The organism is Anaerobiospirillum sp. NML120511, from assembly GCF_023050955.1.
GTDB lineage: Bacteria > Pseudomonadota > Gammaproteobacteria > Enterobacterales > Succinivibrionaceae > Anaerobiospirillum.
In genome coordinates this window covers 1-23,310 of record NZ_JALKIK010000058.1, presented here as the reverse complement: position 1 = coordinate 23,310, position 23,310 = coordinate 1, and the positions used below count along the sequence as shown (strand labels likewise).

The 23,310-nt window shown below is 50.2% G+C and carries 15 protein-coding genes; 11 read left to right on the top strand and 4 right to left on the bottom strand.

Annotated features, from left to right (window positions below):
• Positions 1-274 precede the first annotated feature (274 nt).
• Positions 275-1,513, top strand: coding sequence for an ankyrin repeat domain-containing protein (locus MXE39_RS11825; protein ID WP_246978920.1), 1,239 nt, complete (start codon positions 275-277; stop codon positions 1,511-1,513).
• 796 nt (positions 1,514-2,309) lie between these two features.
• Positions 2,310-3,386, top strand: coding sequence for a hypothetical protein (locus tag MXE39_RS11820; protein WP_246978919.1), 1,077 nt, complete (start codon positions 2,310-2,312; stop codon positions 3,384-3,386).
• Positions 3,387-3,780: 394 nt separating this feature from the next.
• On the opposite strand, the gene MXE39_RS11815 is transcribed toward MXE39_RS11820, so the two are convergent.
• The gene (locus MXE39_RS11815) at positions 3,781-4,743 is read right to left on the bottom strand and encodes a ribokinase (protein ID WP_246978918.1); all 963 of its coding nucleotides are present in this window, start codon (positions 4,741-4,743) and stop codon (positions 3,781-3,783) included.
• 573 nt (positions 4,744-5,316) lie between these two features.
• Between MXE39_RS11815 and MXE39_RS11810 the strand changes: the two genes are divergently transcribed.
• The 4 genes from MXE39_RS11810 to MXE39_RS11795 all read left to right on the top strand — a co-directional run bounded on the left by MXE39_RS11810 (position 5,317) and on the right by MXE39_RS11795 (position 10,869).
• On the top strand, positions 5,317-6,351 hold the full coding sequence (locus MXE39_RS11810) for a hypothetical protein (RefSeq protein WP_246978917.1): 1,035 nt from the start codon (positions 5,317-5,319) through the stop codon (positions 6,349-6,351).
• A gap of 173 nt (positions 6,352-6,524) precedes the next feature.
• Positions 6,525-8,105 (top strand): hypothetical protein, encoded by a 1,581-nt coding sequence (locus MXE39_RS11805; RefSeq protein ID WP_246978916.1) that lies wholly within the window; start codon positions 6,525-6,527, stop codon positions 8,103-8,105.
• A 417-nt stretch (positions 8,106-8,522) separates the two neighbouring features.
• Positions 8,523-9,431, top strand: coding sequence for a flagellin (locus MXE39_RS11800; protein WP_246978915.1), 909 nt, complete (start codon positions 8,523-8,525; stop codon positions 9,429-9,431).
• Between the two features lie 748 nt (positions 9,432-10,179).
• The gene (locus MXE39_RS11795; protein ID WP_246978914.1) at positions 10,180-10,869 is read left to right on the top strand and encodes a hypothetical protein; all 690 of its coding nucleotides are present in this window, start codon (positions 10,180-10,182) and stop codon (positions 10,867-10,869) included.
• Between the two features lie 353 nt (positions 10,870-11,222).
• On the opposite strand, the gene MXE39_RS11790 is transcribed toward MXE39_RS11795, so the two are convergent.
• Both MXE39_RS11790 and MXE39_RS11785 read right to left on the bottom strand, forming a co-directional pair.
• Positions 11,223-11,441 (bottom strand): hypothetical protein, encoded by a 219-nt coding sequence (locus MXE39_RS11790; RefSeq protein WP_246978913.1) that lies wholly within the window; start codon positions 11,439-11,441, stop codon positions 11,223-11,225.
• Between the two features lie 39 nt (positions 11,442-11,480).
• The gene (locus MXE39_RS11785) at positions 11,481-11,960 is read right to left on the bottom strand and encodes a DUF412 family protein (RefSeq protein WP_246978912.1); all 480 of its coding nucleotides are present in this window, start codon (positions 11,958-11,960) and stop codon (positions 11,481-11,483) included.
• A 1,462-nt stretch (positions 11,961-13,422) separates the two neighbouring features.
• On the opposite strand from MXE39_RS11785, the gene MXE39_RS11780 reads away from it, so the two are divergent.
• The 5 genes from MXE39_RS11780 to MXE39_RS11760 all read left to right on the top strand — a co-directional run bounded on the left by MXE39_RS11780 (position 13,423) and on the right by MXE39_RS11760 (position 21,863).
• Entirely contained in the window at positions 13,423-14,409 is a 987-nt protein-coding gene (locus MXE39_RS11780; protein WP_246978911.1) for an AAA family ATPase, read from the top strand.
• 214 nt (positions 14,410-14,623) lie between these two features.
• Positions 14,624-14,989 (top strand): hypothetical protein, encoded by a 366-nt coding sequence (locus MXE39_RS11775; protein WP_247074153.1) that lies wholly within the window; start codon positions 14,624-14,626, stop codon positions 14,987-14,989.
• Between the two features lie 88 nt (positions 14,990-15,077).
• Positions 15,078-17,099, top strand: coding sequence for a phosphate acetyltransferase (gene pta / locus MXE39_RS11770; RefSeq protein WP_246978909.1), 2,022 nt, complete (start codon positions 15,078-15,080; stop codon positions 17,097-17,099).
• Positions 17,100-18,238: 1,139 nt separating this feature from the next.
• Positions 18,239-18,970 carry a hypothetical protein gene (locus tag MXE39_RS11765; protein ID WP_246978908.1) on the top strand — a complete coding sequence of 244 codons (732 nt, stop codon included), beginning with the start codon at positions 18,239-18,241 and terminating at the stop codon, positions 18,968-18,970.
• A gap of 2,020 nt (positions 18,971-20,990) precedes the next feature.
• Complete coding sequence (locus MXE39_RS11760) at positions 20,991-21,863, top strand: NAD-dependent epimerase/dehydratase family protein (protein ID WP_246978907.1); 873 nt, start codon at positions 20,991-20,993, stop codon at positions 21,861-21,863.
• A gap of 311 nt (positions 21,864-22,174) precedes the next feature.
• On the opposite strand, the gene MXE39_RS11755 is transcribed toward MXE39_RS11760, so the two are convergent.
• Positions 22,175-22,954, bottom strand: coding sequence for an SDR family oxidoreductase (locus MXE39_RS11755; protein ID WP_246978906.1), 780 nt, complete (start codon positions 22,952-22,954; stop codon positions 22,175-22,177).
• Positions 22,955-23,310: the final 356 nt, after the last annotated feature.

Here is a 23,310-nt window from a genome sequence, read left to right as displayed (position 1 = left end):
GCTACTGGCATCATCAAATCATACAGGCAGAATAAATAATCCTAGGTACGGTTTACACTATCGGGCATGATGGCCATTCATAGACGGATATCATCCATCTTAAGTAAGGCTGCCATGCCCGATTTTTTGTCTGGACATTTTCGACATCCAAGTGACTGTATATTGCATTACCGAAAATGACAAACTATAAATCCAATGACATACTTTAAATGATTTTTTATGACAATCTTTAAATATCATGTACAGCCGACCATACCTCGCATGGCAACTCATAATGCTTAATGACATTTCATCATGTCGCATGACAGGCCGTGGCATGGCCGTACATGGCATTCATGTCCAGGTCATGGCCATGGCCATGGCCATGGCAAGTGTGCCTTGCCTGGCCATGATGCCGGGCAAGATGAGTAAGAAAACTTCAAGGAAAAGAGACAAAGGAGCAACCATGGCTGCCAAAAGAAAAACCCTGCCAAAGAACTTTCTTGAACTTCTTGATGCCGGTGACAACACTCAGATTATTGAGCTGTACAGCAAGTGCGCCCTTAATGCCAGGTATGACAGCTCAAAATCATGCTCTACAGCCCTGCATGCCTATGCTCTTAATGAAGAACTTGCCCGCTGGCTTTGCGATCAGGGTCTTGATATCAATACCCCTGACTACTATGGACGCACTCCTCTTCACATTCATGCCGGCGCAGGAACTGCCATGGTGAGTGTACTTATAGAGCTGGGAGCTGATGTAAACAGAGCGGATAATTATGGAACAACTCCGCTGCACAGAGCTCTTGGCAATGGCAAGGCTGAGGCTGTCAGATTGCTGGTCGAGCACGGAGCTGATCTCAATGCCCTCAATGACAAAGGTCAAAGCCCTCTTGAAGAGGCCATGCTTTCCTGCAGCAATGTGGGCATAATCCCTCTTGCAGCCTCAGCAAAGCTGCTGACTTCAAAGGGAGTGCCTGTTACCCCTCAGATGAAGGAGAGTATTGAGCGTCTTGCCCAGAGCTTTGAGTTTTACCGCGATTCCTTTAATAAGGACATGCTGCCCAAGACAGATGAAGCTCTTGATGAGCTCTGTGCTCTTACTGGAGCTGTCCGCCCACCAAAGATGCAAAAACACAACGGCAGGGATACTATCACTGTTGCTCAGGGCTCATGGCAGAAGCAGTACGAAGACCTCTGGAACTATCTGGTACCTGGTCATGGTTCAGCCGCTACTGCACAGGGAGAGGTGATACGTATCACCGGCAAGATACGCGACGAGCTGATGCGCAATGGAGGCGCCAACTGGAGCAGGCAGTGGCGCATGATGCTCAATGCTTTGCCAGAGCTTATGTCCTCAGCAAACTCTCTAAGCAAGCAGCAGCTTGAAAGATTAAAGGCTGCCTCCTCAGCAATACATGCCCAGGGAGATGACGATGACGAGACTTTAGAGGAGCTTTGCCAGCTTGCTGTCCATTGGGTAGCACTTAACCCGGATCCCATCCCTCTTGACCCTCAGCCATACAAACTCTGACCAGTACAGCCCACGCAACCGCACAGCTGCCGCCCTGGACAACGGCCAGCTGCTATCCCTGAATAACAGCACTTTCCAAAACCAGGCTGATTTTAAAGGCACAAACCTGCGGCTAACCTTGCTCTACAGTTTCATGGGCACTACCTGTGCTCGGTGCACTGCCTGCAGCCCCGGGAAAACGACTGACTTCATAATGGTGGCCTGTGCCACTGCTGTTTGTGGCACCAGGCAGCTGCAGCACCACGTGTGTGCTCCGGGGGCCTGTGGCACCAGGCATCTGCAGCACAGGATGCGTTTAGCACCAGCTGTGGCAACTGGTACGCATGACGCAGGCTGTCAGCTCATGGTAGTGGCTGCACTCACTGTATACGGCTCAGAGGTGCTCGGGCATAGCAGATCCTCTTTTGAGTACATGTTTCGTGGCTCTGCTCAGTCCCTGCTCAGCCCCGTATAACCATACTGCACATGCTGATTTAACCTGAGATGAATGAACGCAGTTGTGAACAAAGTGAGCATGGGCCTTATTTCATCGGATATCTCAACGATCTGCCCGTCCTTGAATACCACAAGCAGAGTCGTGAGTGCGGGCCGGGATCATGGAAAATTTTAAAGTCCGTTAATTTATTCCTTACTAAAGAGCTAAAACCAGGAACTTTAGACCCGACTTTGGTGACTAATAATCAAGCACCATCCCCTTTTGCCTGGAAATAGTGAAAGCTGCAACCGTGCATAGTCAGCTTATTAAAATCGTGCATGCCAGGCAGACTATCGACACATGATTCCTGAGAGGACAATTATGTACGACAATACCAGCTTAAGTCTTATGTGTGATGGCTTTGAGGCTCGTACCGTTGAGGATCTGAAAAGTCACTTCAGCATCAGATCAGTACTTGAGCACTACCGCAGCGGCCGTCTTGCCTCATGGCTTGAGGCTCATGACTGCACAAATGAGCTGGATAAGGTACAGTCACTTGATAACAGTGACATGGTGAGCCTTGCTCAGGAACTGGGTAGAATTTTTGAAGTAACTGTTGATGAGCACAGTGCCCAAAGTGCAGCTGCCGCACTGTCAGATGACTCTGACTCAAATGTAAAGTCGTCCTCTCAGGACTCCAAGTCCAGCAGTGATGATGCCAAGTCTGTGTCCCCAGCCCCAGCCCCAGCCCCAAAAGACGGGGCATCAGCTTATGATGTTAACTCCATAAATTCCTATATCGTGGAATATGACAGTAAAATCGACAGCCTGCTTAAGTCCGGCTCTGATATGGAGACAGACAATCAGACAGTAAAAGAGCTGGCTGAACACTTCATGCCGCTGCTTAAAAAGGACTTTTACTCGGTCTTTCTGCGCCTGCTCGATCGCCGTCCTGTTACCCTTCTTTTACTGCTGTCCAATCCTGTAACCAGAACAGCATTTGTTCATGATGACAGGCAGTTTAACTGCAGACTGCGCTCAACAATGAACAATAACAGCTTTGACAGCATCATTTCACAGATGATTTACTCATCAAACCCTGACCTTGCCCCGTCCAGTCTTTTTGATCCTCAGAATGCCTGCTGCAGCCTGCTTGACTCATACATCAAGCAACAGGGCCAGCGCTCCTGTCTCAATGAGGTTTTTGAGGGCCATACTGTAGAGGCAGGTCCAGGACTTGGTAATTACAGTGACCTTGAAATTGAGCCTGCAGGCACACCATGCATGCTGCTGCATAACACCTGCAGCTTTGTTCGTGCCGCCACAGCTGATGTCTGGACCGACAACAAGGAATGGAAAGAAAATTCAGCCCGCTTCCCCGTGCTCAATGGACTTCACATAAAGAAAAAGAACAGCTACGAAAAGATAGTCTACGTCAGAGTTCCACGTACCATGTAGCTAATGGCATACCGGTTTTAGCAGCCAGCCCCCACTCAGTGCGGACTCAGCCTGAGAACTCTGCCATGGGCCATCAGCCCCAATAAACGGATCCATACCAGGCAAAAATCAAAGATTAACGGACCTGCAGGCATACTGCCTGACAGGTCCGTTTGTCTTTCAAGGAGCAGCAAAAGCTATATTGAGCTTACTGACAGCTGTATACAGGTGCTACAGAGCCATCAAAAATGTGGTGCCCATATGAGCTTTCAGCTTCATAAGATTATGTTGCAGGCATCACAGCTGTCAGGAAAAACATAACACAACGCAAACGACATTTATGCTTTATAAAATACTTTGATTGTTATTATCTGTCAGCACTGCAGTCGTTCTCTTTGTGAATCTGTAAAGTAATCTACTGTTTGTGCGACTCAAGAAAGGCTGCTGTTTCTGCTGCAAGTGGAATGGATGGTGCAGCGCCCGAACGGGTCACCGCAATAGCCGAAGCCGCACTGGCTGCAGTCAGGGATTCTGCAACAGTATGACCACAGCTTAAATATTTTATGAAGTATCCAAAGAAAGTATCACCTGCTGCGGTGGTATCCACGGCATCTGCCTTAAACGCTGCACAGCATACCGGGCTGTCATCACCATTGCCATCAGCTGCCAGAGAGCCTGATGTGCCCAGAGTAAGGACAACCAGGGAATTTGGAAATCGGGCTCTGAGGGAGGCCATCATGTCATCAGTATTATCATCTGCCCCATGACCTGACAGGGCTGCGCCCTCGATTTCATTGACTATGATTACCCGGCACTTTTCCAGAGGAATCTGATCAATCTGAGGTCCAAGTGGCGAGACGTTAATGGCAACATTAACTCCGCGTGCCGCTGCCTGCTCAACGAAGAAAGCGACATCATTAGTCTCATTTTGCACTACTGCCCAGCTGCCTCTGGCACAGCCATCAAGAGCACTGACAATTTCATCACGACTGTGAGAATGGTTGGCGCCTGCATAAAGCATTATGCAGTTCTGCCCATTGAGGTCTACCTGAATAAAGGTATGACCACTGGCCATGTCCTCACGCACCTTGAGCAGGCTCAGATCAATGTCCTCATTTTTGAGGGTATCAACCAGCAGCTGTCCGTCCTGGCTGCCAACTGCGCCCAGAAAGCGCACCTGAGCTCCAGCACGGCGCAGAGCCACAGCCTGATTAAGACCTTTTCCGCCCGCATAAACATTTCTGTCAAGAGAATGCAAAGTCTCTCCTGGCTGCAGAAAATGAGGAACTCTGTAAACATAATCCACATTCAATGAGCCATAAACCAGAACTGGAGCATCTGTCTGAGAGCAGCGCAGATTCTGTGAATTATCTTTCATCTTACCTTTACTCCATAAAACCTGAAAACACAGCCCCACAGCCACAGCCTCAGTAACTGCCATAGCCACCGCCCCTGCCATGGCCACTGCCATAGCCACAGCCACTACCATGGACCCGGCCTTAGCCATAGCCTGCACAGATACTCTTACCCAGTCTGCACAGTTAAATCACGCTCACCATACGACCAGGCGTGAGCCCATTGTGGAAGTCAGCTGTATTGACAATTATAAGTTGCGACTGCACGCTCAGGCTTGCCCATTTTCACACTTTCAATATCACCGCCCTGCCAGAGACCTGCAATTGCCATGGGCCTGGACTTCAGGAGACTGGCAATTGCCATGGGGCCAGACTGCCGAAAAACATCATGGTCCGCAGACCTGCCGCTCACCTGTATTGACCAGGGATGCTTGAGGTCTGTGAATGACATTTCTTAAGGGCATGGTCGTGTCACGGTCTGACAAGCTTTGTTACTGATATTACTTTGACTGACATAAATGCAGGAATTGCATGCTGATTTGCTATCATTAGGAAAATTCTTCCCTAAACCTTTTTGTTACCTACAAGGAAGCACTATGTCCTCAGCTCAGACTGAAGCAAATGGCATCCCAGCTAAAAACAGCGCCTGCAGCATCTTTTTTGAATACCAGAACGTGGTCATACCTGATCTTTATAAGGCCCCGTCTGGCAGAGCCGCTGCCGGCTCACCGCCAAAGCCAGACTGGGCACTCAGACTTAAAACCCTTAAGAGTGAACATCCGGGCACTGCACTGTTTGATATGGTCGATCCAGACGTTATCAAGTGTCTGAAGTCCAATTATCACAGCACCCTGCTGGGCATGATTGACGTCACCCATGAGAGCATCAAAGAAAAGGTTGAGGCCTTTAACAATCTCTGCATGGAGGACGAAAGCCTTGGAGCTGCCAGCTGTCAGCATGCAGGTCAAATGCTCAAGGAAGATCTCAGCAACTGCAAGAAAGAGGCAGATGAAGTTAAGCTGCTGGCAAAAATCCAGACTAAGACTGCAGGTGCAATAGCCTCATATGCCAACTGGATCTTTTTATACGGCATCAGGGAAATAGGCCGCCGGGGACTGCTCAACAGTCTTGAACTGTGCCCTTGCACAATTGCAGCTATCAGAACCTCTGGAGTAATACCATCAAGTCTATGGAAGGAAAAGGCCAGGGAAGAGGATGGCAAGGCAATGATTATGGACGACATTATGAGTCTCTTTGAGAGGCTTAACAGTCAAAACCAGGGCTCAATTAAAGCCGATGAACATCTGGTCCTTTTGCTTGCCCCAAAATCACTGGAACTGGCTCAGATATGCATGGATGAGATAAAGGAGGCATTCCCGGCTCTCACCATCATTGAAATACCTGAACTTGCCAAAGCCAAAAGCGGTGATCCTAACCTTATTATGCTGCTGCCACAAAGAGCCAATGGAGACACCCTTTTTGTCAGCGACACGCCATCTTTCAATGTCTCAGCCTTTCTCGAAACTGATGAGCCTGATGATATTCCCAAGTATGTCTGGGAAATTACCGGATGCTCTCCATCACTGTGTATGATAAATCCTGCACTGATAGCCCGCATGTGCAATATCTGACGCCCCCTGTCACACCAGCTGCCATACTGATTGTGGAGCATAGGCCGCCTGTCAGGTGAAGGGGCCACTGTGAGCTGCACTCACAGGAGGCTGCCACAGGGCAGCCTCTGTGGCTGCAGCTTAGTCATCAGGTCTTGCTTTCAGGGGAAAGCCCCTGACAAAGAGTAGTACTCATGCAAATCATATCCCGCATCAAAAAAGCATCTGAAACTTTTAAAGGAAAGAAGGCTGCAGACAAAAATGCAGACAAGGATGAAGCTGCAGTTGCTTCATCAGAGGCGGCTGCATCTGCTGCCTGCTATGCCGCTGCGGCTTCCTCTACAGGTGCCGCTACGGGTGATGGCGCAGGTGCCGCTACCGGTACTGGCACAGCTGCAGCTACTGCCGGTACTGCCGACCCAGAAGCCAGTCCGGGCAACAGCCGACATGCAGGATCTTTTGATATTGTTGATCTGAATATCACCTCGGTGAGCTCGCGCTACTGTGATGACTCGGAGGCTACCGCACGCTCCCTCTTTGATGATGACGGCACCTTTCTCTTTGACAACTCATATGTTGAGGTGCCACCAGAGCAATACGACCAGATTATTTCCAGCCTTAAAGAAAGGATTAAGCTTGGCAAGGTAAAAACCTCATCTGGTAAAACCATCAAAAACCCAGATACTATTCTGCAGAATATTAAGAAAGGCGGACTGAGCTACAAGCAGGTTAGAAATATTGCCCGTGCTGGAAATATTGACTCGCTGAAATTTGATATCAAAACAAATGCCGTCAGCTGCAGCTGCTCACTGGGCGTTTCATTTGCCATAGGCATGGCCTTATCCATATGGGGCGGACAGAACATCAGGCAGGCCTTTGTTACCAATCTGCGCAGCTCTCTTAATTCCTCCCTTTCCTCCATGCTCATTTCCGTAGCAACTGCTCAGGTGCTGCGCACCTCAGTTTCTGCTGTAGGCGCCGGAGCCACTACCAGTGTAGTGGGCAATCTTTATGGCAGCAGCGTAGGACACAGAGTCATAGACAGTCTGGCCTCATACTCGGCCGGTACCGCACTGAGCAGCGCCGGAGCTGTAGCTCAGGTATCTTCGCTGCTCAGAACCAATGTCATTTCAGGTGCTGTTACAGCTGCAATACTGACTGCCCCTGACTTCTACAGGGCCATTTTTGCCAAATCAATTTCCTGGCAGCAGCTGACTAAAAACATGGCCGTGAACATAGCCAGTATTGCCGGAGGAACCGGTGGCTGGCTGGTTTGCGCCGCAATCGGGGCCTCAGCAGGCTCAGTAATTCCAGGAGCAGGAACTGCTGTGGGTGGACTGGTGGGAGGCATAGCAGGTGCATTTGCAGGCAGCACTGTGGCCACCAGAATTGCCCGCAAGGGACTTGATAAAATCAGGCCTGATGACGCTCAGCTCATGATTGATATATGCCAGAAAGCCGCAGTCAAACTATGCGTAGACTACATGCTCTCTGAAGATGAAGCCGCACTGCTCATTGAGGCCATGCAAAAGCAAATCAACAGAAAGTGGCTGATGTCTCTTTATGCATCAGGAAGCAATGACGATGAACGCCTGCACTGGTGCTACAGCGACCTTGAGCATCATGCTTTCGATATTGCCTGCAAGCGCCAGCATCTGACCACTCCGGACAACGATGAGCTTGCAGAGCTGACCGCAGATCTCTACCGCAACCTCAACGCGCTGCCTATGCAGCTGGCTGCACCTGCGCCATCATCTGATCACTCCGGACAATGATGAGCTTGCAGAGCTGACCGCCGATCTCTACCGTAACCTCAACGCGCTGCCTATGCATCTGGCTACACCAGAGCCACAACGGTAACGGCTGCGGACAGCCATAACAGCTGCGAAAAGCTATTGGAAAACCTTATAGACGCGACAGTAATTATGATCGCGCCGGGGCCATTACACTACCATTCAAGTGATATCTATTTTTCCCGTAAGCATCTTTCTCGTAAGCACAAATTCACATTTGTAATTCGCATCTATTAACAGCGATTTTTTCGCCTGTATTTAACCTTATAGCTGCTTAAACATATGTCTATCAATGAAGCCGTGCTCTGTCGTTAACAGTGGTAACGGTTACAGAGCAGGCAACACACACGGTCCTGCCTGACTTAGTTAGTTGTTAGTACAAGCACGAAGGACTGAAAAATGGCTGTATATGTAAATACCAATGTGAGCTCTCTTAACGGACGCCGCTATCTCAATAATGTACAGGGACAGCTGACTACCACCTACCAGCGCCTCTCTTCAGGTCTGAGAATTAATTCCGCCAAGGACGATGCAGCCGGCCTCCAGATCTCCTCTCGTTTAACCACCCAGATTAATGGCCTGAATCAGGGTAACCGTAATGCTTCCGATGGTATTGCCTTTGCTCAGACTGTTGAAGGCGCCATGGATGAAATGACCGGCATGCTCCAGAAGATTCGTACTCTGGCTGTTCAGGCTGGAAACGGCACCAATACTGCTGAAGACCGCAAGGCTCTGCAGAAAGAAGCCACAGCACTTGCCCAGGAAATTACTCGTATTGCTCAGCAGACCAAGTTTGGCGGCGGCCAGATTCTCGATGGCGCAGCTGGCTTACTTACCAAGGGTGGCAATGGTGGTGCTAATAACTCTATCGGCAAACTGACACTTCAGGTAGGAGCCAATAAAGGTGATACCATCAGCTTTGAAGTCAATGCCATGAAGTTCTCACAAATTGGTTTGAATGGTCCAGGTGATGCAGAGCTCAAGAAGTTCTGGTCAAAGAACACTGGTATAGTTTTTACCAAGGCTGAGAATATCGGCAGCGCCATTGCTGGTTTAGACAAGATGATCGCCCAGGTAGACTCTGCCCGTGCAGGACTAGGTGCAATCCAGAACAGACTCGAGAGCTCGATCCGCAACCAGGCCAACGTTTCTGCCAACCAGGCTGATGCCCGCAGCAGAATTCGTGACGCAGACTTCGCCGAAGAGTCTGCAAACCTCAGCCAGCAGTCCATTATTCAGCAGGCAGCTACTTCCATGCTGATGCAGGCTAACACCCGTCCTCAGCTGGGTCTGTCCCTCTTAGGCTAACTGACAATACAAAACCGGGTCGCACCGTTCATCTGCGCCCCTATAAAGGCCCACAACCCTCACGGTTGCGGGCCTTTTTGATTGTGGGTGCATAGCCTCAGATGGTAATGAAATGCTGGCTCATTTCTGCGCACGCATTCGGACAGGCATATATGGCAAGACGCTCACTAAAACACTTTATAGCTTTATCAGGCCGTGTTCATTAGCTGGCCTGATGTTTTTTCATAATCTCTTCAGCTCATGGGCGAATCTTACGTTCATAGTTGAAACGTTTGCATTGCCTGCCATAGTCGATCCAGTAATAATACAGCCGAAATTTACTGCTAACGTCTTTAAGGGCAGTCAATAGTATCGAAACATGCAAAACCCCCAAATTGTAAACTTTGCATCGATATGAACCTATTGCTGTATCCATGAAATACACAGTTTATTAATAATATTTATCACTTTTATTTTTCAGAAAGGTGACAAGATACAGATTTTTTGTATATAGCCTTTATTAAATGAGCTTACAGCCCTAAAAAAGCCCGAGCAAACGCTGTAAAGAAAATTTAGAATAAACCGATTAGATATACAGCTCCGCATCATGAAGAATTGCATACTATGCTGTCGTAAAACTATCTGCGGACGCTGAAAACAAACACCAGCTTGTTATCTCGCCCTGTCCTTGTACCAGATGCATGCTGAGTATCGGCTTGACGGGAAATACCTGCCCCCTGCCTCTACTTATGTTTCCAGGATTGATGTTATGGCTAACAAATTCTTTTCTGCACCTGAGCTTCTCAAAGGTTTAACCGCTCTGGGATGTGCCGCACTGCTTTCTCTGTCTTTCAATACTCAGGCCGCCGAGAGCTTCAAGGGTCAGAAAGCTGCTATTGAGCAGTGCGAGGCCGGCAAGGTTGAATCATGTAATTACCTTGCCCAGTACTACCTGGATAACAAGAACTATGCTGAGGCAGCCAAATATCTTTCCCGTATCTGCTATTCTGATTCCCCTGATGCCCTCAGGACCTGCGCTGCTCTGACCACCATGCTCACTGACAGCAATTTTGGCATCAACGACTACGCATCCGGCATTAAGATTGGCGACTATCTGTGCTCCAAGAACGATCCTTACGGCTGTCTGCTGCTGTCAAACGCTTTCTTTATCGGCAATCACGTTGAACAGGACCTGGTACGTGCCAGCAAGTATGCACAGCGTGCCTGCGACCTCAAGGATCCTGTAGGCTGCCGTCAGCTGGCTGTAATCACTTTCTCTGAGGCTTATGTACTCAAGGACGTCAAGGTAGCCCAGCTTTCATTCAAGTATCACAAGGACGCCTGCGACCTTGGCAACCAGGACTCATGTGCTGACTACGCTGAATTTGATGACAAGATGGATCAGTTCCAGCGTTATGTGCAGGCTGAATCCGCCAAGCAGGGCGTACCACAGCAGTAACACAAACTGAATTTATCTTAAGGGAGCCCAAAAGCTCCCTGGTTCACAGGGCAAAGAAAAAGGACAGCTTCCCATTATGGACGCTGTCCTTTTTCTTTTGTAAAGTTTCATTTGCCAGTTCCACCCTCAACCATCATCCTGCCACCCTACATCACCTCATCTCATCCTGCCTCCCCTGCCAGACTACGCTTAACAACCTTATCCCAGCCATTCATCAACTGCTTACGATTATACTGTATAAAACATTTTATGATGAGATAGCTTCAAGGGCACTAGGCAAAACAGCCAGTTACATATATCAAATTCTGTAAAGCATGTTGCCAATAATCCGCCAGAGCGTACTCAGTCTATGCTTAGGCAGTCTGGTTATAAGTATGAGTACTCACTGTAATGTGCCATAGCAAGGTTGCAGGCAAGTGCACTGGCATTTTCATGGTCATTGCCACGGTCATTGCCATGGTCATTGCCATGGTCATTGCCACGGTCATTGCCATGGTCATTGCCATGGTCATTGCCATGGTCATTGCTACGGGCATTGTCACGGGCATTGGAACGGTAATTGGCAGACTCATTTGGATGAGTGCAGGCTTATTGAAACCCTGCGCTTGTGATTACAGTTTGTTGAGGAACTCCCTGTCTTTGAGAGTGTTGCAGGCATCATGCAGCACTTTTACGAAGTCATACATGACAGGAGCAGATGACGGCTGGCGCTGCAGCTGTGAGCACAGATCTACATAAAAGGCCTTCTGGCGGGCATTGAGATCACGCTCGGCACTGTAGGAAAACCACAGCAGAATATGCACAGGCGCATAAAGCAGCACCATAACCATGATGATAAGCGAGGTAATGGCCAGATACAGGTGCATATAGCCTGACTGAGGATGGGCAAGGAGCAGATAAAGCCCCTGCCAGCCGCCGCAGGTGTAGTAAATCCAGAAAAGAATCAGGGCAACGGCTGGAGGAATAACCATTTTGGCCACACCAAATACAGCTTTAACTCTGGCCTCCATAAAGACAGCCTTTAACACAGGCTCTTCCGGCCAGAGATCCATATAGGCAGCACCCTGCTTAACCCGGGCAAAAAGCGACATTCAGATCAACCTCTTACAATAGCGGGCACCTTAGCCCGCAATATGCTCAAAAACAGGCGCTTATTATATCAGCCGAGCCAGGCCAGGGCACAGCTCAGCTGTGCCAGGCCTGCAATGCTACGGTTCAGCCCAGCCTTTTCCCATCCTGCCCTGCACTTCATCCCGCACAGCCACAGGCCTGTAGCGCCGATACCTCCAGGCTCTCCATGGCTATGCCTGGTGGTCCAGTAATAAGACTTCATGACGGTCTATATCGCATGGGCTGGACTTTACCAGCAGTCACTGCAGTTACACGCTACAGTGCACTCTGCAGCTGTAACTGGAGACATCAGCGCCGCATCCTGCATAGCCGTACCGGGGAACCAGCTGAAAGGTTTGAGCCTTTGCTCAGCTTTCTTTGCATGACAGACACAAGTCGGGCTGCATGGGCCCTCTGAGAGCATTACAGGTAAAGTCAGTTTCTTGCTCACCTCATAACTTCTTATTCAGTCATATCAAAGAGCACAGCTGCGCCGCTGGCACTGTAATATGCCCTGTCTCTAATGATTCATATGGTGCAGGCTGTGCAGCACTGTCAAGTTCGTTAGGGGCTGTACGGCACTATCATGTTCGTTGGGGGATGCCCGTCACTGTCATGTTCGTTGGGGGATGCCAGTCACTGTCATGTTCGCTGCAGGCATGGATGGAGGGTGGTGCTGGTGCTGCGTTGGGGCAGTTGCTGACTGTTTTGAGATAGCTGATGTGAGTCTGTACTGTTTTCTGTGGGAAAGGGGCAATTTTCAGCATTAGTAAAAGTTATGCAACTTCTAATATGTTTGCTGTATTGACCTGTATTTACGCTGTTTGCTGTTTCCTTAGTTATTAAAATTAATTTACTAATTCATTGTATTAATTTAACGAAGGGCTGTTCACTTGGCGCTTTTGTGGGCCAGATCACAAAAGAATGGGTTACACGTAACAAATTTCTTGCTCATAAGCTTGTTGATTAAAAATTGCACAGATTTACGGAAAGTTTTCACTTGCTGGCTGAAAGTTATATTTATGCCGTTCTGTGCAATTTCAGCAAAGTGATATTGATGTCTCTTTGCATAAATTGCTCTTTACTGTGATGGACCCCTCAAAAATTTGAGAGCAATTTTTGTCAAGTTGGTTTATTCTGTATCCATCAGTTACAGACCGTCACCTGAAAAACTAATCATTGAAATCAGGTCCCCGGATGGGGTGCAGCGAGTTCACACACAGCTCGTGCAGGCCTTAATCATCAGTCTGACGCTGATCTATTTCTTCCTGTATTAAGAACGTGGCTGCATTATGCTGCCTTACTGAGCGATGGATCGCAGCGTTCTTAAGCAGGGGTGCACAGCTTTTAGGCTGCTCGCTGCCAATGAGTAAGAAAAGTTTACTTGTCTTTTCTTGCTCTGACTTCCGGCAGCAGGCACACTGCAAAATTGGAGATCTGACAGTGCCACGTTCACTTATGCTCGTACCAGCCGGCAAGGCCAATGGTTTATTCGTTATCTCACTTGGTCTGGCCAGGGCCCTCAAAGACAACGGCGTTAAGGCTGAGGTATTCCGTCCTTTAGACGTCTGCATGAACTGCAAGGACCAGTGCCCAAAGAACTATTCCGTATCCCTCATGCAGGCCATTCAGCTGCTCTCCGGCGGCAAGCAGCAGGAACTGATTGAGACCATTTCTGCCAACTACCAGCGTCTTATTCAGGATACAGGTGCCGAGGTTGTGATCGTTGAGGGTGTAGTAACCACAATGTTCGATCAGCACACCATGAATGCCGCTATCCGTGAGGCTGTAGACGGTGATATCTGCATGGCTTCCATGGGCATGTGCCAGCGCGCAATGGCTCTGGTGCGCATTGCTCTGGGTGCTTTTGGCAAGGCTGCCGAACAGCGCTTTATCGGTGGCGTTCTATTCAACTATGACGCTCCATACGATGCAGCTGAGATAAAGAAGCTCGTTCTTTCCGGTCCTAAGGGCGCAGGCGGCATGGCTGGCTGCAAGAAGGAAGACGGTCAGGGCGGCGATGGTGGTGCCCACTGCACTCCATTTGCCATGATTCCATTTGAGCCTCAGAACTACGCTTTCCGCGCCCGTGATCTGGCCAGATTCATAGGTGGCGAAGTTTCCGGTGACTGCTCCACCCGTGCTTTCGGTCTGGCTTTCACTGCAGAGGAAGCTACTGAGAACGATGTACTGGTAACCTCAAGCGTACCAGCTTCTACCAGGGCTGCCGTAGTCGTACTGTGTGGCGGTGCTCAGGGATCTGCCGGCAAGGCCACCATTACTACCCCTCACTCAGTACTGGCTGTAACCGAGGCTCTGCTTGATGTCCCTCCAATGCTCCCGGCTGACGACAGCGAGCGTGCCGAGCGTGTGGCTGCCTTCAGCGCCGGTCTGTACGACAAGGCTCTGATTGACCACTTAACCCGCTAAGCGGGGCCGTGCAACGGACTTTTCACAGAATTTGATTTAGAATACTGGCCATGAGCCCGCTTAAGGACTCATGGCCAGTTTTTCTTTAGGACATCAATAACTATTTGATCTCAGTCAACTTCACATGACCCTCAAAGATCTATAGTTAGTAACTGTTCATTTCAGGTGCTCAGCTTTCAGGCTGATTGCTCAGCTGACCAGGGAGCTGCTTCGGATGAGTACTTATCACTCCGGATTAAGTCAGCATCCTGCGACACCTGGCTGCCATAAATTAGTACCGCCCCCTTTCCCTGCTTCACAGCCGCATGGCACATCAGCATCATACGTTACAGTCGTCAGGCTGTATGTGCTTGAGTCCACTGGCTGCGCAAAGCAGCAGTGCCTCATGCTGCAACAGCTCATTGCTGTTGTCCAAGGCTGGAGCTGTTCATTGCTGCTGCGGCTCATTGCTGTGGTCATTGGCTTCAGCTTTTCATTGCTGCAGCGGCGCATTGCTGTGGCCAATGGCTGCAGCTGTTCATTGATGCGGCGGATCATGGCTGTCCTTGCTGTCTTGTACAGATATGGTCAAGGGACATAAGGACAGGGTGCCTTATTAATTTATGTCTGCGGAGTGTCCGGTCATCACTGGCGGGCAGTAAGCACCACTAAACAATTGGAGATATAAAGTGTCACGTTCACTTATGCTTGTTCCTGCTGGTAAAGCAAATGGTTTATTCGTTGCCTCTTCAGGTCTGGTCAAGGCCCTGAATGATAAAGGTATCAAGGCTGTAGTCTTCCGTCCTTTAGACGCCTGCAAGAATGCAGCTAAGGACTGCTGCTCCAACTACTCCATTTCCAACTGCGAAGCCATCAAGTATCTGTCTCAGGGTCAGAAGAGCGAGCTGGTTGAGGCTGTTCTTGCCAACTACAACCGCTTATTAAAGGACTCCCAGGCTCAGGTAGTTGTTGTTGAGGGTACCGTCAGCGACAAGTTTGACCAGCACGCTTTCAACGCTGCTGTCTGCCACGCTCTGGACGCTGACATCTGCGTAGTTTCCATGGGCAAGTGCAAGAAGGCCATGTCCCTGGTTCACCTTGCTCTGGGTGCTTTTGGCAACGCCGGCAAGGAGCGCTTCATCGGCGGTCTGTTATTAAACCAGGATGCCCCACGTGATGCCAAGGGTCAGAAGAAGCTGGTTCTGGCCGGTCGTAAGGATGCTGAGGCTCCAGCTGCCTGCTGTGGCACCAAGGCTGATGCCTGCTCCTCTCAGGGCGGTTCCGAGGGCGGTAACTGCGGCTGCACCCCATTTGCTGTCATTCCTTATGACTGCAACAACTACGCTTTCCGCGCCAAGGATCTGGCCGGCTTCATCGATGGCACCCTCGCCGGCGATGAGAATGTACGCGCCTGCAATGTAGTATTCGACGCTGAGGCTGCCGAAGAGCACGACATGCTGGTAACCAATAAGGTTCCAGCCTCCACCAAGGCCGGCATCGTTGTATTATGCGACGGCGCTCAGGGCTCTGCCGGTAAGGCCACTATCTGCACCACCTCCAGTGTATGGGCTGTAGTAGAGACCTTCCTGACCCTGCCTCCAATGTTATTAAAGGACGACCAGGAGCGCGCTGATCGTGCTGCCGCCTTTGCCGCCCCATTCTTCGACAAGGCCCTGATCGACTTCCTGTCTGCTCCTAACAACAAGGAGTTCCCATTATTAAGCCCTGCCGCTTTCCGTTACAAGTTAACCGAGCTGGCCCGTGCTGCCAACAAGCGCATTGCTCTGCCTGAGGGTGATGAGCCACGTACCGTATGCGCCGCTGCCCGTGTTGCTGCCTCCAGGATTGCTGTTCCAGTTCTGTACGGCAAGAAGGACGAGATCCTGGCTGTTGCCAAGGCTCAGGGCGTTTCCCTTGATGAGGGTGTTGAGTTCATCGATCCGGATCAGATCCGTGAGAACTACGTTGCACGTCTGGTTGAGCTGCGCAAGTCCAAGGGTCTGACCGAGGAAGATGCCCGCAAGCTTCTGCAGGACAATGTATTCCTGGCTACCATGATGCTCGAGAGCAATGAAGTTCACGGCCTGGTTTCCGGCGCTGTTCACACCACCGCCAACACCATCCGTCCAGCTCTGCAGGTAATCAAGACCGCTCCAGGCGCCTCCCTGGTATCTGCCATCTTCTTCATGCTGATGGAAGAGCAGGTTTACGTATTCGGTGACTGCGCTCTGAACCTCAATCCTAATGCCGATGAGCTTGCTCAGATCGCCATTCAGTCTGCTGACACCGCCCGCGCCTTTGGTATTGACCCACGCGTTGCCATGATCACCTACTCCACCGGTACTTCAGGCAAGGGTCCAGACGTTGATCTCGTAACCGAGGCTACCAAGAAGGCTCAGGAATTACGTCCAGATCTCGTTATCGACGGCCCACTCCAGTATGACGCCTCCGTAATGGCAGACGTTGCTGCTCAGAAGGCTCCAGGCTCCAAGGTTGCAGGCAAGGCCACCGTATTCATCTTCCCAAGCCTGTCCACCGGCAACACCGTTTACAAGGCTGTACAGCGCTCTGCCAACGTTGTGGCTATCGGCCCAATGTTACAGGGCTTACGCAAGCCAGTTAACGATCTGTCCCGTGGTGCTCTGGTTGATGACATCGTATACACCGTTGCCATCACCGCTATCCAGGCCGGTCAGCAGGATCAGCAGTAATAACTGTCTCAGGCAGCCGCTTTACGCCGCAGCCTGACCAGGGAAGCTTCCAGTGAGCTCCCCTTCATAAAGCCCCGACAGCCTTGCTGTTCGGGGCTTTTTGTACCTGCAAATCCAGACCAGCATCCCTTTCCGATCCCTTCCCTGTGGCCCGAGGCCCCAGCCTGCCACGCCAGGCCGTGCCACGCGAGGCTTTGCTGCTCCACGCCCGGCCACACCACGGCAAGCCATGGCATGACATGCAGCTTCGCAGCCATGATGTCATTGCACGTCAGTCCCAATCCAAAGTTCCTACGCAAGGCTCTGCAAGGTGCCATCGCCGCACGTCTATCTGTCCCAGGGCATACAGCCTTTGCCCATCTCTTTGCTTATCAGTACAGCCCGTCCATCAATTACTGTCGGCATCCAGCACGTTATGCTCAATTAAATCTGCAGGCATGCAGTCAATGCTCGGCACCACTATCCTTGTCCTTCATTTGAGTTTAGCCATCAGGCTTATCCATGAGCTAATCTTCAGCCCTTAAGAGCACTGTTTTAAGGCTCATTACAGCACGACTGACGATGCACCTTGCGCAGCACCTGATACCCCGTCTGCCCAGCACCTGACTACCCGCCTGAGCTGGGACTTACGCCCTGGCTTACGTTTTCTTTGTCTTTGCAGTACCTGACAGGCAAAATGATGCGTAATACGGGCTCAGTTATTTGGAAGTACAAAGCTTTATCTGAACACAATACGTGGGGTTGAGCACAGAAAAAGTAATTAACAAAATGGTAAAAAATGTGGAAACCGCTATGCTGTCTGCAACCGGTACTAAATACAGCATCAGACCCACGAAAAATTACATTTTTCAGCATATAAATACCAACTGTCTCACACTTACATACAAGTGTTTTCGGGTATACTGATAGCATGACAGGGATTTTTTGCACAGTTATGGAGCACATAAAGGCCCCAAAAACATAATATTTGATCATTTTTTACTGTGCTAAGACCCACAGGTCACACTCTTTAAAGATCTGTCTGTACTTTGATTATTCGCTTTATCTAAAATTTCTTCAGCTGCTGGACCTTAAATCCAATATTACCTGTGCACCCAATGGTCTTTCAGCGCATTGTAGTCGAACATCATGAGGTTAGTATGGCCGAAGTAAACGAAGTGCTACTGTGGCATAAGGAGCACTACCGGGTGATTGCAGAGGTAGAGGGCAAGTATTTTCTCTACCCTATGAATGGCAATGGCATCACTCTGAAAATACTGTCTGAAGCCGAAATGCGTACCGAAGAAGATATGGGCCGCATCGTACACTCCGCTGATCCATACATTGATCTTGATTCTGAAGTGAAGAAAGCCGCACGTACCCGTGCCGGCAGCCGCAGCCTGGTCAAGATGAAAGCCAATTACACTCTGATCAAACCAATTATTGATCTTGGCCCTATGCTCTTAACCAATGAAAGAGAGCGTGCCCATCTGCTCTCAACCATGGCTCACAACGATCCAAGCCTGCGCCGCAAGCTTTCACGCCTGCTGTCCACCTACTGGAAGAAAGGTCAGAAGATCTCAGCCCTTCTGCCTGACTATGGCAAGAATACTGCTCCGCGCAACTGCCGCATGAAGGTAGGCCCAAAGTTCTCCAAGAGCAATCTAAATCCACCACCACTTAACAATGAGATTCGCGAACTCTTCCACCGCTATGTGGTCGAGCAGATGCAGGGCCCGGTCAGCATGACCATGCGCCGCACTTATACCAACCTAATTGATGAGTATCTGCTCCATCACCCAGAGGACACAGTGGAAACAGCTCCAAGCTATAACCAGTTCCGCTATTACTACTATCGCTACGGACGTCACCTTCAACATCAGGCCGTCTGAGCGTCTGGCGCGTCAGTGCGCCTTACCCGCAGCCCTGCCATGCAGGGCTGTTTCATTTGCGCACAATCATCCCTGAGCCCGGCTTAGCGCCGCACATGGCCCATCCATCGCCAGAACTCAGTCCAGATTATGGCCAGGATGAGCTCACGATTCAGTCCGACCATGGCCCTTCCATCATGCAACTGCCTGTCCCCATGAGCGTCCCCCTACTGGAACAGCGCATCCAGATGCCAGGCACCTCCCGGCACACCCTGGCAGCACCATACAGTTCATGAGGGGCACTGAACCTGTTTTCAACATATCATCATCAGCGCAACCATCTATCCAGTCTGATATGAGGCAAGAGCAGACAACTGAGGTTGCAAAGAGGCTGGAAAAGTGAGTGTCGGCTGAAAAAAAATTGGTCATTTTCTTCTCATGGTGGTGCGCATATGTGAGCATAGTTGCAAATTAAGATCTCAGTTGTCTATTTTGCCCGCCCCTGACGGGATACTGCGCTTTTGTTCCGGAAAAGGGACTTATAATTAGTCATTCAATTTCCCTGGGACTACCATAGAGTTCTGAGCCTGCAGCCACCTTTAGCGTCTGTTTGCATCCCTTGAGCCCCACAAAGCCAGGCAATGAACACTGGGCATTAGACACTGGTCAATGAACATCAGGCAATGAACACTGGGCATTAGACACTGGTCAATGGACATCAGGCAATGAACACCGGGCCTGGATATTGAGCGGCGCCCCGCCGCCGGTCTTTGTAGTCCTGGGAGAAAAGACATAAGCTTTGAGCAGCATCGGCAAGAGAGTTTCCGAGCTCAGAGTCAAAAGCTTTGTTTTGTGTGATGTGGTGTAAGAGACGGCCATAGCCATGTCTCTGATAAACCTGGGCTATCCCTGCTCCGGCCTTTGAGTACAGTCCGGTGCATAATGCAGTGCTCGTTACCGATCAAGCATGTATAAGGGGTATGTAACAGTCAAACATTAACCTGATATCACAAGAAATACTGACGACAAGCTCAGCTGCCTAACTGCGCCCGCGCAGAAATCAGTTCTGACCAGCTAAGCCCGGTCCGCTCTGCCCCTGGAAATGCTCTTAAAGCAGGAGCACCTGCAAAGCTGACTGGTCCCCAGTCTGTACATGACAGATATCCAGTAAATGCATATGGGAAAAACATCCGGGAAAACATCCGGGAAAACATCAGGGATGGACATCTCAGCAAATACATCCCAGAAAATAAGTCCCATCAAAGACGTCCCAGGTCAGGCCTGAAGTTTTGTGCTCATACTGACATTGCAGGCAGTCTGCTTACAACCTTGGTACTGGCATAAGTCCATGCGGTCACGTCTGTGCTTTGATCTTAAGGTCCACGTATATGGCTGAACACCTGGCAGCTGTACTGGACAATCTGAAAAAAACTTTCGCTACCGGCATTGCCGGTCTTATTAGCTTTCTTAATCTGTACAATAGACCATTCACGCTGAATGCGCCTTATGAGGGGCAAGTATGCCCTCAGGCACAGTTTGAGTGCTTTTAAAGCAAAGGCCGCTTGTACAGCCTTGATACACAATACTACAAATTCGAATGCTGCCGCTGCCGGGACTGTTCAGGAGTTAAGCCCCTGCAATATCAGGCATGCATAGAATCTGTTGTCAGCCCCGGCGCTGACACAATGAGGCTGCCCACGCTCTGGCAGCCATACAAGCAGAGATGGCATACGGCTCAGGTCTCTGCCTGCGGTGAGCGGGATATCTAAACAACGATTCTGTATGTACGGTGCCACCAGTCAACGGGCAAGTCTGTATAACGCGGACAGCCCTGTGACGGACTGCCCTCTATATACAGGACATCCCTGTGACAGACAGCCCTGTACATACAGGACAGCCCTGTGACGGGATGCCCTGTATGTACAGGCTCCTGACAGTGCAGGACTCAATGGCAGATTGCCACAGATATCCCTGAATATAATGAAGCCGTGTACAGGACAGTCTCAAGTTAACGGTCTGTCAGATACCGGGAGGATTAATCATGCATGTAGTTATTGCTGGTGGTTCAGGTTACGTTGGAGGTCACCTGGCACAGAGTCTTATTGACCAGCATAATCAGGTAACCATTTTGACTCAGTCTGACATCTCTCAGGTTGCCTCCCGTCTGGAAAAGAAACACAAGATTTCCAGCAGCGCCTCAATCATCACCTATGACGAGTACAACGGTGAGGGTGATGTGCTGATTAACCTTGCAGGCGAGTCACTGGGCGCCAAGGCCATTACTACCCGCCGTCTGCCGATACTGCTCAATTCACGTCTTGATGTTCTGGACCGCCTGTCCCAGCAGATGGTACTGCCTCCGGTATTCATCCAGGCAAGCGCTATTTCCCTGTACAACGAAAATACCGATGAAGTGCAGGATGAAAGCAGCCCATGCACAGGCAGCAGCGATATTTCCAATATTGCTCACAAGCTCGAAGAGCGTGCCCGCCAACTCAATGAGCAGTTTAACTTCAAGCGCTTCTACCTGGCCCGTCTGGGCATTGTGCTCTCCCGTGATGGCGGCTTTATCAAGAAGTCATCCATGACTCCTCCTTTTACCATCATTCATGGCACCAACAAGATTCCTTTCATTGAGGTTCATGATGCAGTCAATGCCCTGCAGTTCCTTTGTCAGAAGGAAATCCCATCAGGTCCGGTAAACCTGACCTCACCAAAGCCGGCTACCCTCAAGGAGCTGCTGCACTGCTGCTACAAGCACTCACGTCTGCCGCAGATTCCTATCATCACAGGTCTGCTCAAGCTCGGTGACCGCCGTATTCAGATGCTCAAGGCCAATCAGACCATTATGCCGACAGTGCTGACCTCAAACGGCTTTGTATTCCATACCCCGGACATCAACAACGTCCAGTAGACCAGTCAAGGCAGGATAACCAGCACTGACCTCCAGTCAGCTACTACATCCATGGGACTGCATCGGCATCCCCTCAATGAAAAACAGCGCCTCAGGGCGCTGTTTTTCATTGCAGTCTAAATGTATGACCAAAGGCAGGAGAGGTCAGCAAGGCTGATTGCCCTGACGCCCCTACATAGCATGAATCACTGTCAAACAGAGTCTGGAGCCCGGCTCCAGACCTTGCAGAGCATGCATGTCACTGGGCAGAGCGTGCATGTCACAGACAGGGGCATTCTATACCACAGTGGTACGGACGACCGGGCTCAGGGTCAGCGGCAGACAAGGCCGCCGTCAGTCAGGAAGTGGGATCCGGTAGAGAAGGTGGCGTCGTTGACAAGGAAGTACACCATTGTGGCAACCTCATCAGCCGTGCCGCAGCGGCCCATGGTAAAGAGCGCATCCTCTTCAGCCCAGGCCTGCTCCAGAGTGATACCGGCCTTATCAGCCCAGCGCCCCAGAGCTTTGTCAGCAAGCGGAGTTCTGATGGTTCCCGGACAGACAGCATTGACCCTGATATTGTCTTTGGCCAGATCTACAGCCAGAGAGCGGGTAATCTGTCCCAGAGCACCCTTGGTAAGGCCATAGGCAAAGTTATTGCCCTTGCCGATAAAGAACTGATCAGAGCAGTTGATAACCACGGATCCTGATCCGTTTTTCTGCAGATAAGGCACCAGCTCCTGTAAGGTCCAGACAGTGCCGTAGATATTGGTGTTGATCATCAGCTCCAGCTCAGCTGGGTCAATATTGAGCATGGTATTGGAGCGGTGAATACCGGCATTGGCAAAGACAGCATCGATATGGCCAAAATGCTGTGCTGTAGCCTCGGCCCAGCGGGCAATCTCCTCACGACAGGTGGTATTTACATGACTGAACATGACACGTGAGGAATCAAAACCGAGCTTATGGCACTCCTCGAGCAGAGATGATGCTTCCTCATCATTAATGTCACCAAAAGATACGTTATAATCCCTTTTAAGAAACATCAGCACGCAGGCGCGTCCTATGCCTGTAGAACCACCTGTGATTGCAATTACTCTGGACTTATCCATAGCTGAACCTCTCTTAATGCCTGCGCGCTCATACCAGCGCCTCCAGTCCTCAACAGAGTCATCTCAATAAACTCATAAGAATCCTCTGTTACCACCTTATCAGACAGATACTTTACATAACTTTTATACATACACTATCTGCCCTGCCGTACCAGCAATCCATGCCAACTTGACATGCCATCGAGCCTCGCCATGTCATCAGGACATGCCTCGAACCACGCCATGTCAACAGGACATGCCATCGAGCCTCGCCATGTCATCAGGACATGCCATCGAGCCTCGCCATGTCATCAGGACATGCCGTCGAGCCTCGCCATGTCATCAGGACATGCCATCGAGCCTCGCCATGTCATCAG

Bases quoted from the DNA above. Each gene is read 5' to 3' on its own strand.
- MXE39_RS11825 (WP_246978920.1), top strand. From the start codon at position 275: ATGCTTAATGACATTTCATCATGTCGCATGACAGGCCGTGGCATGGCC.
- MXE39_RS11820 (WP_246978919.1), top strand. From the start codon at position 2,310: ATGTACGACAATACCAGCTTAAGTCTTATGTGTGATGGCTTTGAGGCT.
- MXE39_RS11815 (WP_246978918.1), bottom strand. From the start codon at position 4,743: ATGAAAGATAATTCACAGAATCTGCGCTGCTCTCAGACAGATGCTCCA.
- MXE39_RS11810 (WP_246978917.1), top strand. From the start codon at position 5,317: ATGTCCTCAGCTCAGACTGAAGCAAATGGCATCCCAGCTAAAAACAGC.
- MXE39_RS11805 (WP_246978916.1), top strand. From the start codon at position 6,525: ATGCAAATCATATCCCGCATCAAAAAAGCATCTGAAACTTTTAAAGGA.
- MXE39_RS11800 (WP_246978915.1), top strand. From the start codon at position 8,523: ATGGCTGTATATGTAAATACCAATGTGAGCTCTCTTAACGGACGCCGC.
- MXE39_RS11795 (WP_246978914.1), top strand. From the start codon at position 10,180: ATGGCTAACAAATTCTTTTCTGCACCTGAGCTTCTCAAAGGTTTAACC.
- MXE39_RS11790 (WP_246978913.1), bottom strand. From the start codon at position 11,441: ATGAGTCTGCCAATTACCGTTCCAATGCCCGTGACAATGCCCGTAGCA.
- MXE39_RS11785 (WP_246978912.1), bottom strand. From the start codon at position 11,960: ATGTCGCTTTTTGCCCGGGTTAAGCAGGGTGCTGCCTATATGGATCTC.
- MXE39_RS11775 (WP_247074153.1), top strand. From the start codon at position 14,624: ATGAGTACTTATCACTCCGGATTAAGTCAGCATCCTGCGACACCTGGC.
- MXE39_RS11765 (WP_246978908.1), top strand. From the start codon at position 18,239: ATGGCCGAAGTAAACGAAGTGCTACTGTGGCATAAGGAGCACTACCGG.
- MXE39_RS11760 (WP_246978907.1), top strand. From the start codon at position 20,991: ATGCATGTAGTTATTGCTGGTGGTTCAGGTTACGTTGGAGGTCACCTG.
- MXE39_RS11755 (WP_246978906.1), bottom strand. From the start codon at position 22,954: ATGGATAAGTCCAGAGTAATTGCAATCACAGGTGGTTCTACAGGCATA.